The sequence below is a fragment of the Anditalea andensis genome, assembly GCF_000714815.1.
Lineage (GTDB): Bacteria > Bacteroidota > Bacteroidia > Cytophagales > Cyclobacteriaceae > Anditalea > Anditalea andensis.
The window spans coordinates 85,299-100,584 of sequence record NZ_JMIH01000016.1; the positions used below are offsets into that span (position 1 = coordinate 85,299).

General features: G+C 37.4%; 12 protein-coding genes and 2 tRNA genes. 2 read left to right on the top strand and 12 right to left on the bottom strand.

Features of this window, described 5'->3' with window-relative positions; genetic code table 11:
* Nucleotides 1–13 precede the first annotated feature (13 nt).
* A complete protein-coding gene (locus tag EL17_RS08755; RefSeq protein WP_035072723.1) occupies nt 14–934 on the bottom strand; it encodes a 2-hydroxyacid dehydrogenase in 921 nt (306 codons plus the stop codon).
* Nucleotides 931–1,539: a DNA-3-methyladenine glycosylase gene (locus tag EL17_RS08760; RefSeq protein ID WP_035072725.1), complete on the bottom strand. Its 609-nt coding sequence runs from the start codon at nt 1,537–1,539 to the stop codon at nt 931–933. Before EL17_RS08760 ends, EL17_RS08755 begins: the two co-directional genes overlap by 4 nt.
* 135 nt (nt 1,540–1,674) lie before the next feature.
* Between EL17_RS08760 and EL17_RS08765 the strand changes: the two genes are divergently transcribed.
* Nucleotides 1,675–2,487, top strand: a complete 813-nt coding sequence (locus EL17_RS08765) for a DUF2911 domain-containing protein (RefSeq protein WP_394332159.1) — start codon at nt 1,675–1,677, stop codon at nt 2,485–2,487.
* Between the two features lie 26 nt (nt 2,488–2,513).
* Here EL17_RS08765 and EL17_RS08770 read toward each other — a convergent pair whose 3' ends face one another.
* The 9 genes from EL17_RS08770 to EL17_RS08810 form a co-directional block, all read right to left on the bottom strand.
* Complete coding sequence (locus EL17_RS08770; RefSeq protein ID WP_035072728.1) at nt 2,514–3,374, bottom strand: universal stress protein; 861 nt, start codon at nt 3,372–3,374, stop codon at nt 2,514–2,516.
* Entirely contained in the window at nt 3,367–4,962 is a 1,596-nt protein-coding gene (locus EL17_RS08775) for a BCCT family transporter (protein WP_035072730.1), read from the bottom strand. Before EL17_RS08775 ends, EL17_RS08770 begins: the two co-directional genes overlap by 8 nt.
* Nucleotides 4,963–4,974: 12 nt before the next feature.
* Nucleotides 4,975–6,318 carry a porin gene (locus tag EL17_RS08780; protein WP_035072732.1) on the bottom strand — a complete coding sequence of 448 codons (1,344 nt, stop codon included), beginning with the start codon at nt 6,316–6,318 and terminating at the stop codon, nt 4,975–4,977.
* A gap of 101 nt (nt 6,319–6,419) precedes the next feature.
* The gene (locus tag EL17_RS08785; RefSeq protein WP_035072733.1) at nt 6,420–8,135 is read right to left on the bottom strand and encodes a sodium:solute symporter; all 1,716 of its coding nucleotides are present in this window, start codon (nt 8,133–8,135) and stop codon (nt 6,420–6,422) included.
* 99 nt (nt 8,136–8,234) lie between these two features.
* Nucleotides 8,235–10,703, bottom strand: a complete 2,469-nt coding sequence (locus EL17_RS08790; RefSeq protein WP_164675013.1) for a PIG-L family deacetylase — start codon at nt 10,701–10,703, stop codon at nt 8,235–8,237.
* Between the two features lie 166 nt (nt 10,704–10,869).
* Nucleotides 10,870–10,945 (bottom strand) — tRNA-Thr (locus EL17_RS08795).
* Between the two features lie 13 nt (nt 10,946–10,958).
* Nucleotides 10,959–11,031: transfer RNA gene (locus tag EL17_RS08800), tRNA-Thr, on the bottom strand.
* A gap of 123 nt (nt 11,032–11,154) precedes the next feature.
* A complete protein-coding gene (locus tag EL17_RS08805; RefSeq protein WP_084166158.1) occupies nt 11,155–13,200 on the bottom strand; it encodes a DUF349 domain-containing protein in 2,046 nt (681 codons plus the stop codon).
* 54 nt (nt 13,201–13,254) lie between these two features.
* Nucleotides 13,255–13,824 carry a YqgE/AlgH family protein gene (locus EL17_RS08810; RefSeq protein WP_035072737.1) on the bottom strand — a complete coding sequence of 190 codons (570 nt, stop codon included), beginning with the start codon at nt 13,822–13,824 and terminating at the stop codon, nt 13,255–13,257.
* Between the two features lie 99 nt (nt 13,825–13,923).
* Here EL17_RS08810 and pdxH point away from each other — a divergent pair, with 99 nt between their 5' ends.
* The gene (pdxH, locus tag EL17_RS08815) at nt 13,924–14,559 is read left to right on the top strand and encodes a pyridoxamine 5'-phosphate oxidase (protein WP_035072739.1); all 636 of its coding nucleotides are present in this window, start codon (nt 13,924–13,926) and stop codon (nt 14,557–14,559) included.
* A gap of 9 nt (nt 14,560–14,568) precedes the next feature.
* Here the strand turns inward: pdxH and bshB1 are convergent, their stop codons facing one another.
* The gene (bshB1, locus tag EL17_RS08820; RefSeq protein WP_035072741.1) at nt 14,569–15,285 is read right to left on the bottom strand and encodes a bacillithiol biosynthesis deacetylase BshB1; all 717 of its coding nucleotides are present in this window, start codon (nt 15,283–15,285) and stop codon (nt 14,569–14,571) included.
* Nucleotide 15,286 lies beyond the last annotated feature (1 nt).

A 15,286-nucleotide genomic window follows, 5' to 3' on the forward strand; every position in this document is an offset into this window, starting at 1 on the left:
AATGTATTTTATATTAATATCCTTTATTTCTGTCAATTATATTGTTGAGAGGTTTATTGGCCAAAAAGCGGCTGCAGTTTTCTGCTATTTGAGGGGCAGCCGCTTCTGGGTTAGTCACGCTGGCTATATGGGGGGTCATCATAATAGCGGGATGTTCCCAAAAAGGATGCGTTTCAGGTAGTGGTTCTTTTCTGTATACATCGAGTAACGCCCCCGATATCTTACCGCTAACCAACGCTTCCATTAAGTCTTCTTCTACAAGGTGTTTGCCCCTGGCGACATTTATGATATATGTCCCTGTCTGGCATTGCTCAAAAAATTTATTGTCCATTATGCCTTCCGTCTTCGGCGTAAGTGGCAATAGACATACCACTACATTTACTTGCCTCAGAAAATCAGCCAATTGATCCCCATAATAGTATGGATAGGGTATGGACGCTTTTTTACTATAGCCATAGCCAGCCACTCTGAAGCCCATATATTTTAACTTATCCAGGACATCTCCTCCTAGTTCACCTACGCCCATTACACCGATTTTTACATCAACTTCAGGCATAGTCATATCCCAGTTTTTATTTTTTTTATTGTCTGCAAAATGGTTTAACCTTCTATGGTGATTCAGTATGCCCATGATTACATAATTTGTCATGGAAAACGTAAGTTGGTCATCTTTGACCCTGGTAATAGGTATATCTGAGGAAACATCCGGATCTTTCAATATATGGTCAACCCCTGCCCCCATAGAGCTTATAAATTTTAGGTTTTTAAAATCTTTAAGTATGCCAGAAGGATGTTGCCATAACATGACCATTTCTATATCATCACGATGGGATATGTCCGGATATATTTCTACCTGGACCATTTGGTTATGCTGTTCTATGATTTTTTTCCAGACAGCCACATTTCTGCCTGGAGCTATAATAGCTACTTTCATTTTTTGCTGATATAAGAATTTCCTTTAATATAATATCTCCATGGCAAAAGAGCATCTTCTTCGGCATAATCCACTCCTATCCGTGTAGTGGTCACTGTCTCAAAGTCCTCCCCTGTACCTACATCACCTATCCATATTGGAGAATTTTTTTCATAGAGTACGGTATCATTTACTACTTTATCTATTCCCATAGCTTGAGCCAGTTTTCCGGGGCCATTGCATAGGGTTTTTGGATTGTCCATTTGTCTTCTTTGTTTCATTATGGGCAGTCCATCTATAGGTTCCAGTGATCGGATCAATACTGCATTTGGTTCCCCTTCTCCATGTGTCACTACATTGAACAGAAAATGAATCCCATAGCATAAATAGACATAACTTCGTCCCCCATCTTTAAACATCACTGAAGTTCTTTTTGTATTTCGATGGAGATATGCGTGACAAGCTTTATCTTTAGACCCATGATAAGCTTCTGTCTCCACTATTTTTCCAATTGTGATTTGATTATTTATATTTGTCACCAATATTTTACCCAATAAATTTTGCGAGATGGCTGTAACATCTCCATTTAAAAAGAAAGATTTAGGAAGTACTTTAATATGATGCATTCAATTAAAAACTAGGCTTAAATTAAGAATAAATAGAATTATAAACAATATAACAATAGCTAAATTAGTCAAAATTAATTTTAATAGAAAAATTTTATGAAATCAAAATTATTTATTTGTGCATCAATAACCCTAATGATGTTAACAAACCTTTCTCTTGCTCAGCAGATCCAGATGCCCCAAGCAAGTCCCCAGGCCACCCTTGTGCAGAAGGTAGGGCTTACAGATGTGAAAGTGGAATACAGTAGACCGAGTACTAAAGATAGAAAAATCTTTGGAGAACTGGTACCTTATGGGCAGGTATGGAGAACCGGAGCTAATGCAGCTACTATAGTGACATTTTCTACCGACGTAAAAGTGGAAGGCAAGGATGTGCCACAAGGAAGCTATGCTTTATATTCTATACCTGAAAAAAATGAATGGACTTTTATCCTCTCTAAAAACACTAAACTTTGGGGTGCTACTGGTTATGATGCCGAGGAAGATCTTATTAGATTTCAGGTAAAGCCGGGCAAAACAGGCAGTAAATATGAAACGATGGAAATCTCCTTTGTAGATATGACAGATACAGGTGCTTCCCTGAGTACCAAATGGGAAAATACCAGTGCCAAATTCAGAATAGAAACAGAAGTAGATCCTATTGTCATGAAGCAAATACAAGATATGGTTATAGACACAGAGGCTGATAATCCAGGACTATACTATCAGGCAGCAGATTATTATTTCAAAAATGGCAAAGATCTTAATCAGGCATTGGTATGGATCAATAAATCAGTAGATGAAGATCCTAAATTCTGGACGATGCACCTTAAAGCTAAAATAGAAGAACGCCTCGGCAAAAAGAAAGAAGCGATCGCCAGCGCCAATAAATCAATGGAAATGGCACGTGAAGCAAAAAACATGGATTATGTAGGACTCAATGAAAGATTGATTAAGGCTATAAGATAAAATAAGGGAGCTAAATTGCTCCCTTATTATTTCACTACCAAAATTGGATAGTTTTTACCATTTGAAATTAATTTTTCAGCTACACTTCCTATCAGCAATTCACTGTCACTGGTCTTTCCTTTTTGGCCAATAATGATCAAGTCTGCATTTACTTTTTCAATAAATCCATCAATCTGAACATTGATTTTTTCCTCATGATGGTTTAAAATAGTAATATCATTTAAAAAAGGATATTTGGTCTTTATTTTTTTGAAATTTGAACTTGCTTCTTTTACAAGTGTATCTTGGATTTTATTGCTATTTTGAATGAATGGAAAATATTGAATGCTTAACTTAAGGGTATGAACAGGGTATATATCACTGTTAGCCATATTCGAAAGCTTTTCTGCTATAGGTAACAATTTGTCTGTATAAGGCGAAAAATCTATAGGTACTACAATCTTTTTAAAATGTGGTTTAGCCGATTCAGGTAAGAATAGCGTGCTGCAGTTAGTCAGCCTAACTATTTTCCTGCTAAAAATACCAGAACCATTTTTATTGGATTTCAGTCCCAAAATGGCCAGATCGAATTTTTGACGGTCAAACCATTCTATCAGAGCTTCCAGATCATTTTCTGGTTGGATATATACCTTAATATTTTCATTTTTTCTGCCAAATGACTCTACAGCAGATGCTCTCACCTCTTCTTCAATCAACCCTGTGAGAGGTTGGCCCAAGGAGGGCATTAAATCAAGAATTTCCTGGGAAATACCTTCCATCTGTATGAAATGTATCAGATATAGCTCCTGAAAATCAAAAATATCATCCAGTCTTTTTATATAGTCCAGCATCAATGTATCCATCTCTGAAAGATCCACAAAGAGCGCAATTTTCTTTAGCTTATTCATTTTTGTTCTTTTTAGAAAGGTTCTTTAATATGACGTCAGATAGCCGTTTTTCATAGTTCTTTCTGTCATGTGATTTACTGATCACAAGGGTTCGGGCATATTCTATTTTTAATCCTTTATATAAAGAATAAACCATGAGCAATAGTATAAATAAGAAGGGTAAACCTGTTGATATGGCTGCTGTCTGTAAAGCCAAGAGCCCCCCGCCAAAGATCAATACTGCTGCTACAGCTCCTTGGGAAAGTGCCCAAAATATCCTCTGCCCTACAGGCGCATCCGTCTTACCTCCTGAAGTGATGGTATCTATTACCAACGACCCAGAGTCAGAGGATGTCACAAAGAAACTAGTCACTAATAGAATTCCAATTATGCTACCCACAGTAGAAAAAGGGAATTCATTCAGAAATACAAACAAAGCTGTAGATTCATCTGCCACTATTCTTTCCGCCAATTGATGCCCCTCTTGCTGCATATCTATATAAATGGCAGATCCACCTAATGTCGTTAGCCAGAAAAAAGTAAGTAGGGTAGGTATAAGAAGTACACCAAAGATAAATTCTCGGATAGTCCGGCCTTTTGAAACCCTGGCAATGAACATGCCCACAAAAGGTGACCATGAAATCCACCAAGCCCAGTAAAACAAGGTCCAGTCTCCCTGCCAACCTTCTTCCTGGTATGCCTCTGCCCAAGTAGATACCGTAATAATATTATTGATATAGTTCCCAATATTTTGGATAAAAGACTTGAAAATAAACATAGTTGGACCTACGATCAATACAAATAATAAAAGTATGCCGGCGATTCGGACATTCCATTCGCTTAGAAATTTAACCCCCTTTTCAATACCTGAAAATACAGAGATAGTCGCTATCAATGTAATGCCGATAAGAAGTGAAATTTGAACACCTGAAGTATTCGGTAATCCAAAAAGAAAAGACAACCCCCCGCTTATCTGCTTTACCCCTAAGCCTAATGAAGTGGCCAGACCAAACAGGGTCGCCAAAACGGCAAATACATCTATAGTATCCCCCATCCAGCCGTATATCCTATCTCCCAAAATAGGGTGAAATACGGAACGTATGGTTAAAGGAAGTTTCTTATTGTAGCTGAAGAAGGCCAGTGAAAGTGCGACAACTGCGTATATAGCCCAGGCATGAAATCCCCAATGCAGAAACGAAAGGTTCATCGCCCTGGTAGCGGAGGGTATTGAAAATTTTTCACCTGAAGGAGGATTGGCGTAGTGTGACACTGGTTCGGCTACTCCCCAAAACAAAAGCCCAATGCCCATACCAGCACTGAACAACATGGAAAACCAGGCTATTGTAGAAAACTCTGTTTCAGCTTGACTGCCTCCAAGTTTTATGGTCCCATACTTGCTAAATCCTATATAGAAACAGAAAATTATAAAAACATTTACCGCTATGATAAAAGCCCAACCTGTTTTCTCTGTGATAAATGTTTTAATATCTTCAAAAACATCTTCCATGGGTTGACCTATTACCAAGGTGATGGTAATAAAAATTATAATTAAAATGGTTGATGGCCAAAATACTGGCTTATGGACATCAAAATATTTCTTGTTGATCATAAAATTTTTAATTTAAAAATAATAGCCGAGATTAATATTGAAACGAATGTTCCAGCCAGGATTACCGGCAATGGGATTATGGTCGCCGATAGCCTCTCTGAAATCTTCCCCCCGTCCTGACCCAAGGGCATTACCACCAAAAGAGTCGGAAATCCAGGGATGATTGTAACCTGCAGCTATGTCAAAATAGGCAAAGATCTTCCCAGCTGTCACAAGGGCACCCAGTACGTTTTGCTGGGTAGGGGCAAACTTCATGGATTGCTCATTGATGAGAGTGGTACTAAATTTTTGCGTATAAGTATAATCGTTATAAAACTGAACATGGCTTACTGGACCTAAATCTACAGGTAGGTTATAGGCCAGTCCCACTACATACATGGCGGCTTCGGAAGCTACATCATAGCTTCCAAAACCATAAGCCCCCATTTGGACTACCTCGAGTAAATCCCCATCATTGTTCCTTACATTATTGTAATTATAATATAGCACCTCGGATTTCAAATTCCACCTTCCATAATCCTGCTCATAGTGAGCAGCAAATGCAGTCTGACTGCCTAAATTTTCTGTTGCCAGATTATATATCTGCAGCTTTTGAACGGAAACACCTATTTCGCCTGATGTTAATTTATATGCTGCTCTCATATTAAACTGGTTCCTTTCGATATTTGAGTTGCCTTCTACAGGTATGACATCGTAGGAATAACGGGCAGAGGAGAGTTCACCAAAACTAGTTTCATTGGTGCCCCGTGGTTCTGAAAGAGGAAAATAGGCCACATTAAACATCCAGTTTCCCAGAGGATATAAATAGTTAAATCCTATCTGATGATCATCTTCCAGTCCTACATAATACGGCGTCTGGAACCACCAGCTATGAGAAGCATAGGTCAATAATCCAAATGGTACTTGAGTGATGCCAAATTGTAAATTGCTTTCATCCTTAAAACGGTAGCCTATCCACCCATATTTGATGAAATGCGTATTGAAAGTAGGATAAAACCGGTATTCAAAAGAAAACTGCAAACCTTTTGAATAGGAGTCTATATTTAATCTCCACGTATCCCAGGTCCAATCATTTCGCAGTTCTGTGCCCAATGGAAACGTCTGGCCTTCATAGTAGGTATAAATGGTATTTAACCTAAATGCCCCTCCTACCTTTACCCATGCCGTATCCCTGTTGGTTTCCCTTAATGCCCAGTTTCCAAATTCTAAAGTGTTTTTTGTAAAGCCATAGTTTTTTTCTCCAAATATACCAGAAATCTGCTGCATAGATAGACTGTCTTTGAGCACTGTAAAAGCCGAACTTCCAAACCCTATTATATGAAAACTAAAAGTCAAAAAAAGTATAGTTTTTTTCATGTTGTTGGTTTTATATGAATGTACAACGCTCCTTAAAATTATCTACCGCAGGCCACTCCCTAATTGAATTTTCATATAAAGAAGAATAAAGACCGGTATGTCTATTTTTTAAATATTTCTAATCCCAAAATTTGAAAAATTGAGGAGAGGATCATTACCAGTAGGCACCCTATAGCATTATACCATAAAAAGCCAATATCAATAGAAATACCAAATACCTCTCCTCCATTGAACCAATGTATAAGCAATATAATAATTTCGGTAATAACAGCTGCTATAAAAACAGCATTTCCCCCTACCCATTTCATATAAAATCCAACAAGGAACATACCTAAAATAGTCCCATAAAACAGTGATCCAAGAAGGTTAACCGCTTGGATAAGGTTTTCGAAGAGGGAAACATAGGTGGCAAAAAGTATTGCAAATAATCCCCAAAGTGCCGTAAAAAGTTTTGAAGATCGCATGTAATGAATTGAGCTTTCATTTTTTCTAACCGATCTTTTGTATATATCCACTGTGCTGGTTGATGCCAGTGCGTTTAGTTCAGAAGCTGTGGAAGACATGGCAGCACTAAATATGACAGCAAACAATAACCCAATAATCCCTGGGGGAAGATAATCCATAACAAACCGCATAAATACATAATCAGTATCTCTGGTTTCTGCCAAAGGTTCATTTTGTTTTATTAAATTCTTTACTTCATTTCTTATGTGTTCCTGTTCCTGATTGGTTTGTTTTATTTTTAGTCTATAGTCATCAGCCTGTTGATCATCTCCCCTTTCAATAGCGCCAAGCATGGACATGATATCTGCATTTTTTTGTTGAAAATTTATGCTGAAATGATTTTCAAGGGTATTATAATCTGCTTGATATGGCGTATTTAATAGTTTCTCTGTCTGTACCTGATTAAAAACTATGGGGGGTTGATAAAATTGGTAAAATACAAATACCATTACACCGATAAACAGTATGATGAACTGCATTGGGACTTTAAGAAATCCATTCATAATCAAGCCCATCCTGCTTTCTTTCAATGACTTTCCGGTAAGATATCTCTGTACCTGAGACTGGTCGGTACCAAAGTATGATAAGAATAAAAACAGTGCGCCGGTGATGCCGGACCAGAAATTATACCTGTCTGACAGATCAAAATCAAAATTTATGACATTAAGCTTTTCCATTTTTCCGGCTACATGTAACGCATCCATAAAACCTATAGGAAGCATGTAAATTACCAAGCCACCGGCCAATATCATACCTCCCATCATCACTCCCATCTGGTGCTTCTGCGTGATGGATACAGCCTTGGTACCACCGGACACAGTATAGGCGATTACCAGGCAGCCGATCAATATATTGGTCCATGTAAGGTTCCATCCCAGTAGAGTAGACAGAATTATGGCAGGGGCATAAATGGTGATCCCTGCAGCCAAACCTCTTTGGACCAGAAACAAAAGTGCTGCAAGCATTCTTGTTTTTAAGTCAAAACGAGATTCCAAAAACTCATAGGCAGTGTATACCTTAAGCCTATAATAAATAGGAATAAAAGTAACTGATAGGATGATCATAGCGATAGGAAGTCCAAAATAGAACTGGATAAAACGCATACCATCTTCAAAAGCCTGACCAGGTGTGCTCAAAAAGGTAATGGCTGAAGCCTGTGTAGCCATAATGGACAAACCGATAGTCCACCAGTTCATATCTTTATCACCCTTCAGATAACTTTCCATATCTTTTGGGCCGTAAGTTTTATAGACGCCATAACTTACTATGGTAATCAATGTACCAAAAAGTACGATCCAATCTAAAGTACTCATGAAAAATACTGGGTCAACCAATAAAACAGCATTATAAGAACTCCCAAATTAAAGATTAATAATACATATAGCTTGGTCCAGTTGGTGTTTTTCTCCATACTATTGTTCGATCAGATTGACAAATAATTTAATAGCACCGGGCACACCTGCCGGTAGAAGCCTAAACCAACTCAAGCCAGAATAACTATAAGTACCTTCTCCATAATTACTGATGAGCAAAGAGCCTTCTTTTGAAGATTCGCCAGGCTCGTGTAGCGTTAGAGGAGTATTATATCTTTCATCCCATTCACCAGGAAAATAAAGGCCTCTTTCTTGAACCCAGTTATCAAAATCAGCATCCGATATCTGGTTTGGTTCAGAAAATAAGCTATGCCCTTTTTCTATTTCTACCGGACTGTCTTCCACTGTCACTCGGTCTCGGGATAATGTAATATCATATGGACCTAATCTAGAAGTTAACAGAGGGGAACTCGTATTGTACTGCACGATCAGGTTTCCACCTTCATGTACATATTTTAATAACTGATCCATATGATTGGCCAGGTCTTCATTTACATTAAATGCCCTTATTCCAGTAATGATCGTAGAAAATGATTTTAAATTGTTTAACTGAAGGCTCCCCTCTTCCAGATAAGTTACTTCATACCCCAATTCTTTTAAAACCTCAGGTACCTCATCACCTGCTCCAGGTATATAGCCTATTCTCTGTGCCGATAGTGTTATATCCAGATTAAGGATATTAAACTGGCTGGCTGGAAAGTGAGTAAGGTTGGGTATATGTTTATATTTTATCCTTCTGATATCTTGGTCGTATGAAATCCCATCATTCAATACATATATAGCTTTTGCTTGGATTTTTTCTGCGTTGTCATTTTTACCAAATACCTCTACAGTGAATATCTTTTTTGCTTTATCTTCATCAGTCCTTTGATCTACAACCTTATATTCGCTGTCTTTTAATCCATCAATAATTATATTCCCTTCATGTACATCACCTTGGAAACCCACTTCTATTTCTATATGATTAGATTGACCTTTGATGAGAAAGAGGTTGTTTTTTTTGACTTTAACAGATACTTCCGGAATTATAGTAAAGGGCTGATTTACTTCCCCGTCTATAGGATCGTTGTATTTGTATTTTAATGGAAGATCTATTCTTAATAATTGTTTTTCAATTTCAACATTCAATACGCCGGCTACTGCAGGTTCATTAAATGGTTTTCCAATAGCCTGCTGATTGCTTATTTTAAATAGATTACCGTCATTTTCGTCTTCCAACCAGTATGGCTGGGATATAGGGTAATCTTTGGGCAAAGTTATGTTTATATCCCGTTTATATGTCTGGTTGTTTTTTGAATCTATATCTATGGGAATGGTTTTGTCTAAAATAGAAAAATCAATCAATTTTAATTCTTTAGAACTTGGATTGTTGAAAATCAGCTGAGTTTTGAATACTTCCCCCGGATAGGACAACTCCTTATTGGAATTAAACTCAGCTATGATACCCATAGCGTTGAGTATAATTTCATCGATAAGGGACTGTTTTTCAATTATCCAAGCCTCCTTTAAATTGATCTTGTCCAGTTCTTTTTTTATGGATATCAACTGAGGTATATTTTGTGAAGGTATCCTATGATCAAAAGTATCTAACAACCTGTCAATTTTTCCCTCTATAACTTTTCCGTTTTTGATAGATTCCCACCGGTTTTGGACTCCTTCAAATGGATCAGATGTAAACCTCTCTCCTGCTACCATCTGTAGGTAGTCCTCGCTATTTCCAATTTGGGCCGTTGATCCAAAACCTTGTGATTTATGCATCGTCCTGCTATCAGCAGCCATTTGGGAATAGGACATGCCGAGCAATGAGTTAAAATTTCCAACCGGGTATTGATGATATAATTTACCTTCCTCAGGTTCATATGCTCCTCCCCAATTATAAGCATTCCAAAATATCCTCTTGCTTTGCCAAGGAGTAGTGTATGGTAAATGTCCAGGATATGCTGATGAATCTGCAGCCAGGGAAAATGCTTCACCGGCTAAAATCGCTGAACCGGTATGATGCCCATGTGTACTGCCTGGTTCGGTGTTGAACCGCGTGATAATAATATCCGGCTGAAATGTTCTGATCACCCAGACTACATCGTTTAACAACTTGTCTTTCTCCCAGTTTTTAAAGGTTTCTTCGGGATGTTTACTGAATCCAAAATCAATAGCCCTGCTAAAAAACTGTCTGCCACGGTCTATCTGACGAGCTTTGAGCAATTCTTGGGTTCTGATCATGCCCAGTTCAATGCCCAGCTCTTTACCAATAAGATTCTGGCCCCCATCCCCCCTTGTTAAGGAAAGATAGGCTACTTCGGCTTTTATTTCATTACCCAAAAACGAAATAAGGCGGGTATTTTCATCATCAGGATGAGCAGCTACATATAATACGCGTTTAGTTTCCTTCAGCTTTAATACCTGATGATAAATTTCAGCAGATGATTTGGGTTCATTTGTGGGAGAGGCTAAAATAGTTGTATTGACCAATAAAAAAGCAAAAACATAAGAAAGCCACTTGTACGACATAATGTTACTTGGTTAATAAAGTTTTAAAGCTAACCTAATCCGCTTAGAAAATAAAAGTATTTTATATAAATGGACAAAATTTCCATATTCAAAAAATAATAACCAGAAAAGTAAGGATAATCCTCTGATGATGGGCAAAAAAAAAGCAGTCATGGACTGCCTTAAATGGAGCCTCCTGTCGGGATCGAACCAACGACCTACTGATTACAAGTCAGTTGCTCTACCAGCTGAGCTAAGGAGGCAATATGTAAAAAGAGCCTCCTGTCGGGATCGAACCAACGACCTACTGATTACAAGTCAGTTGCTCTACCAGCTGAGCTAAGGAGGCTTATTTTTATTTTAAAGGCGTTTCCTTTAATGAGAGTGCAAATATAGGATGATCACTTGTGCCACACAAATGATTTGCGCAAAAAAATAGGGAGAAAAAATTATCTCCCTATCTATGAGTGTATTAAAATTCCCTTATTATGGAAAGTTTCTTTTTAAGTTTATCGATTTCTTGTTCTGCCTTTTCTATTTTTTCGTCAAACTGATCTTTCAATTTATCAGCCGTCTTAGATGACGCAAAAAATTCAAGATTGTTTTTCCAGAGAGTGATATTGTTTTCCAAATCTGAAATCTGCTTACGGATACCATGTTCTTTTTTATTCAAAACCTTATCCCCATTTGGATCGCCCTGTAATTTGGTAAGGTTTAAACGGAATAAAAATTCTTCCTTACCCTTACCTTCTACACCCAGCTTATTGGCATAGGCATCCACCGCGTCTTTAAATGTAGCAGCTATCTCTTTAATGTTCTTTCTGGGAACAAACCCAATTTCATTAAATTGATCAATAAAACCCTCTAATTTTTCTACAGAAGTATCGCCTGTTTCAGCTTCTTTTTTAATTTGGACACATATATCCTTTTTAGCAGATAAGTTGGTATCAAATTCTTTATTGATTTCCTTATTGGCCTTTCTTCTATTTTCAAAAAAGGTATCGCAGGCATTTTTAAACCTTTTATAAAGATCGTCTCTGACCTTTTCGGGAGTGGGGCCTATATTTTTCCATTCCTGCTGCAGTTGTATCAACTCATTGGCAGATTTTTGCCAATCCGTACTTTCTGCATATGCCTGAGCTCTTTCTATTAATGTTTCTGCTTTTTCTTTGTTTACAATTCTCAACTCATCCAGTTCTTTGAAGAACTGGTTTTTATGTTGGAAAAACTGTTTGAAATGTCCCCAAAACGTCTTGTTTATTTCCTTTCCCTTATCTCTTGGCACTGGCCCTACTGTTTCCCATTCTTTTTGAATAGCTAGTATTTCTTTCGTTTTTAGGTTCCAATCCTTTATTTTATCTGCCTTATAATCCTGGTATTGTTCCAGTCTGGTGATGAGTTCTTCTTTTTTCTTCAGGTTCTCACCAAAGACTTCCACTTGACTATCGAAATAATTCTTTCTTTTAGCGTATATGGTATCAGAAGCAGTTTTAAACCGCTGCCAAACCCCTTCCTGTTCATCTAGTGGTACCGGGCCTATATGTTTAAATTCTTCATGAAGTTCATTTAATGCCCTAATGGCTTCTTTCAGATCGGGGATTTGATCTAACATTTCAGCTTTTTGACATATTTCCAGCTTATGTTCAAGATTTTTCTTTCTATCAAGTTCTTTGAGCTCAAAATATATGGATCTGTTATCATAAAATCTATCCATCAATGCATTATAGGAAGCCCAAAGGTTTTTATTCTGAGCGGCGGGCACAGGTCCTATTTTTTTCCAATCTTTCTGGATAGATTTGATTGTATTAATACTTAAAGTGGTTTCCTCGCTATCTACCAAATCTCTTAGTTGTTGTAAGAGCTGATTTTTAGCTGCCAGATTTTTTTCTTTGGAAAGTTCAAGCTCTTTTATCTGATGTATTCTTTTTGCTTTAAAGTCGTTGTGTAATTTAAAAAATTCTCGGTCTTCCTCAGAATGTCTGTATTGAAACTCATCTGGATCCCCTTCTTGATCTAAAAACTCTTTTTTAGCTTTTGCTTTCTCCGCTTGGTAATATTCATCGTAGTGATTTTTTATTTCCTGGACTATATTATCTTCTTTGATAAGGTTATCTTTTTGGCTTATTTCCTTGAGTGCTTCTATCAGTTGTCTTTTAGAAAAATTAGAAAAGTCTATTTGGTGCTCATCTTCCTCTTGGCCTTCTTCTACAGATTCTTTTGGTTCATCATCTTTACTTTCCATTTTCGGCTCTGAACCACCGGCAGAAGCATCTGATCCGGGCAATACAGCATCATCAACAGCTATCTTTTCAAGATTATCTGCTTCAGCTTTCGTATTGTCTTCAGCCTCTGCCTTTACAGCTGCTGAATTGTCTTCATTGGAAGATGTGTCAGCAGGTTCCACTTCTCTTTTATCTGAATCCGCTTCTGATACTTTAACTTCTTGCCTACCCTCTGCACTCGTTTCTTTTGCGTGGGTCACCTTTTCTTCTTCTGACATTTCCTTATCCTTGTCCATAATACATTACTATAATCTAAAATCCTTTACCGTTATAAAAGTAATCAATTATACCTAATTTAGTCTTGGATCTATCGGATAATTTGCCAAGTGCTTAAATTCACCACCCATGTTTTTTAATATAATTTTCCAAAGATCGTCTGGAGATGAAGTAAATATATTTTTGCTCTCTTTTAGTTGACATACAATCCATGTGTCTGTTTCAAGCTCCTCCATTAACTGACCTTCTGACCAGCCACTGTAGCCTAAAAAAAACCTAAAATAGTCCAGATCTATTTCATTGGATGATAATTTATCTTTTAATTCATCAAAATCCCCACCCCACCAAAGATTATTCCCCAAAGAGATGCTGTGATCAAATAACTGGTTACCCAGGTATATGAAATGCAATGTATTTTGTTCCACTGGCCCCCCTACAAATACAGTTTGATCTAAATGATGGAACCTATCAATGACATCACTTAATTTAAGAATGGAAAGTTTATTTAAAATAAGCCCAAAAGTACCACTTTCATTATTTTCACAGATGAGAATAACTGATCTTACAAAATTTTCATCCTGTAAAAATGGCTCGGATATCAAAAGATCGCCAGATTGTGGGTTATTTCTAGAATTTAATTCCATCAATATGAAGTTTATAATCAGTGCTTAAGTTATAGTAAAATTTTATAAATTCAATAACAATATTAAATTTATAATATAATTAACAAAACGAACTACGAAATGGATATAGCTGCCATACGAAAAGAATACTCATTAAAATCATTAGATATATCAAACATAGCCCTTTCTCCTTTAATTCAATTTAAAGCCTGGTTTCAGGAAGCGCTTACTGCTTCTACTTTAGAAACGAATGCTATGACTATATCCACCATCAATCATGAAAACAAACCATCGGCTAGGGTGGTGCTATTGAAGGGCATTGATCATGGATTCTTGTTTTTCACCAATTATCAAAGTAATAAAGGCCAGGAACTGGCCTTACATCCATATGCTGCCCTTACATTTTTCTGGCCTGAGCTGGAGAGGCAAGTAAGGATAGAAGGATATGTGGAAAAAGTAACCGACGAAGAATCTGATGATTATTTCTATTCCCGCCCATTGGCCAGTCAGATAGGTGCATGGACATCACCTCAAAGTCATGTGATACCTGATAGGATATTTCTTAAAGAAAGGCAGGAGAAAATAGAGGCAAAATTTAAGGAGGTAAAAATTACCCGGCCTGAACATTGGGGAGGATACCGTGTAGTCCCACTATCAGTAGAATTTTGGCAGGGAAGGCCCAGTAGGCTGCATGATAGGTTAAAATATGAATTAGATGAAACCGGTAATTGGTCAATAAACAGACTGGCTCCTTAGCCAGTCTGTTTATTTAAGATCAAAAAGACTGTTAATTCCTATCATTTTTTCTACAGTAAAGCCTTCACCATATTGAACATTTATACTGTGTCCAAATTCCTTGCCTCGGGCTTCGACAAAATCCATAAATTCAGGCCTTGAAATGAAGCTTTCCGGTTCATTACTGGTAGGATCGTAAAACTGAGATTTAAAGGCTTTGATACTTTGGATCTTTACATCCCAATATTTTGATATGTCTACTACAAAATCCGGTTGGATATAATTATTTTGAATATAATGGTATATATGTTTAGGTCTCCATGCTTCTTGTATCTTACCATCCATTAAGGTATCAATTTTTCTCAGTCCACTCATAAAGCAGGCTTTAGAAGCGATAATCGCTCCTTTACTATGATCAGGATGGCGGTCACTTACTGCATTAGCCAGCACAATATCTGGCTGATATTTTCTGAGAATCTTTACGATTTCTAAATGATGCTGTTCGTCATCAACAAAAAAAACATCTCTGAAACCAAGGTTTTCTCTGGCTGATAGATTAAGTATTTTGGCAGACCTCTGACCCTCTTCCAGCCTTATGGCGGGTGTTCCCCTTGTCCCCATTTCCCCTTGGGTAAGATCTAATATCCCAACCTTATATCCATTGGCAATATGAGCGGCAATGGTACCTGAACAGGACAATTCTGCATCATCCGGATGCGCTGCTATCACTAATATATCAAGCTTCATA